We start from the raw sequence: 1,912 nt of genomic DNA, 5'->3' as shown, positions 1-1,912 counted from the left end.
TCCTTTCATAAGGGGAGAGACCGAGGGGCGGCGCTCCGGCGTCGTCCCTTGGTCTGTTATTCGTTTGGGAAGGAGGTACAATGGCAGGCATCCTCTTAAAGCTCACGCCAGCGGATTTAGAGAGCGGCGACATCCTTAACAAAGGGGTGGGGCGGAGGTACAATATACTTGGAAATACTGATTGTCCGACACCCGAGGAAGGAGGACATTTTGAAACGGTCGGACAATAAAACCCCTCACGGGGCAGCCGCTCTCTACTGCCGACTGAGCCGTGACGATAACATGGACAGCGAGTCCAACAGCATCCAGAACCAAAAGAAGATTCTCCAAAAGGCTTCCAAGGAGAAAGGCTATACGGACACCATCTTTTTCGTGGATGACGGCATCACCGGCACCACCATGAAACGCCCCGGCTTTCAGAAAATGATTGCCGCAATCGAGGCCGGGTACATCTCGGCGGTGTTCGTGAAAGACCTTTCCCGGCTGGGCCGAAACTACATTGAGGTGGGCAAGCTCACCGAGGAATTTTTCCCGCTCCATGATGTGCGGTTGGTGGCTGTGTCCGATGGCGTGGACAGCGACGAGGGCGAGGATGATTTCACCCCGTTCAAGAACATTATGAATGAATACTACGCCAAGGACATTTCTAAGAAGCGCCGGATCGTCAATAAGATGAAAGGCAACGCCGGGATTCCGCTTTCACCGCCGCCCTATGGCTACATCAAGAACCCGGACGATCGTCGGTTTTGGGTGATTGACCCGGAGGCCGCCGAGGTGGTACGCTGCATCTACCGTCTGGCTTTGGAGGGCAACGGCCCCTTGCAGATCGCCACGGCACTGGGGACGATGGGGGCGCTGAACCCCTCGGCCTATCGAACCAGCAAGGGGATCAACAAGGGCGGCTCCAAAAGCACGCTGGAGCCTACCAAGTGGAACCATACCACCGTCAAGAAGATCCTCACCTTGCAGGAATACTGCGGCGATGTGATCAACTTCAAGACCTACTCCAAGTCCTACAAGATGAAGCGCCGGATTGAAAACCCGGAAGAGAACCGGGCAATCTTCCTCAATGTCCATGAGCCCATCATTGACCGTGTGACTTGGGAAAAGGTGCAAAGCCTGCAAACCACCCGGCGCAGGCGGCCTACCGTAACAAAGGAGTCCAGCGCCTTTTGCGGCTATCTGAAATGCCCGGGGTGCGGCGGCAATCTGACTTTCCACTTCAACCAGGGCAACCACGACATCAAGTTCTTTAGCTGCAACAACCACAATTCCGGGCTCCGTAAATGCTCATCTACCCACTATATCCGGCTGGACTTCTTGGAGCAGATCGTGCTCTATGAGGTACACCGGCTGGCCTGTTTCGCCAATGAGTACGAAAACGACTTTATCAAGGCGATGGTGGGCCGCTCCGCCAAGGTAGCGGAAAATGACCGGGTACGCAAGAAGCGGGAGCTGGATGGGCTGCTGGCCCGGGATAGGGAGCTGGATATGCTCTTTGAGCGGCTTTACGAGGACAATGTGTCCGGCAAGATCGACGATACCCGGTTCGCCAAAATGTCCAAGCGGTATGAGCAGGAACAGGGCGAGAATGCCGGACGGATCAAGGCGCTGCGGTTGGAGCTGAAGAAGCTGGAAGATAAGCGGATGGATGTGGACACCTTTCTGGAAACGGTGTGGTGCTACACCGACGCCACCACCATCACCAAACGCATGGTTGCCGAGCTCATTCAATACATCGAGGTTTATCCGGCGGTTAAGGAGGACGGTATTACCAATCAGCGGGTGACGATCCACTACAACTGCATCGGTGCCTTTGAGGTGCCGGATCGCCGGAAGATCCCCGAGAGAGACATCTTAATGGAAACGAGAAAAGGCGTAGCATTAAGCTACGCCCCCACACAGATCGCTA

At 55.2% G+C, this 1,912-nt stretch carries 1 protein-coding gene; it reads left to right on the top strand.

The window, feature by feature from the left end:
* Positions 1-210: 210 nt before the first annotated feature.
* Positions 211-1,912: recombinase family protein (locus tag ACQRD3_RS13445; protein WP_427781727.1), on the top strand; the 1,702-nt coding region annotated here is incomplete at its 3' end.

Source organism: Candidatus Pseudoscillospira sp. SGI.172, from assembly GCF_050313575.1.
Lineage (GTDB): Bacteria > Bacillota > Clostridia > Oscillospirales > Oscillospiraceae > Vermiculatibacterium.
The sequence above is the reverse complement of the archived record's forward strand: the minus strand, read 5'-3'. Positions and strand labels throughout refer to the sequence as shown.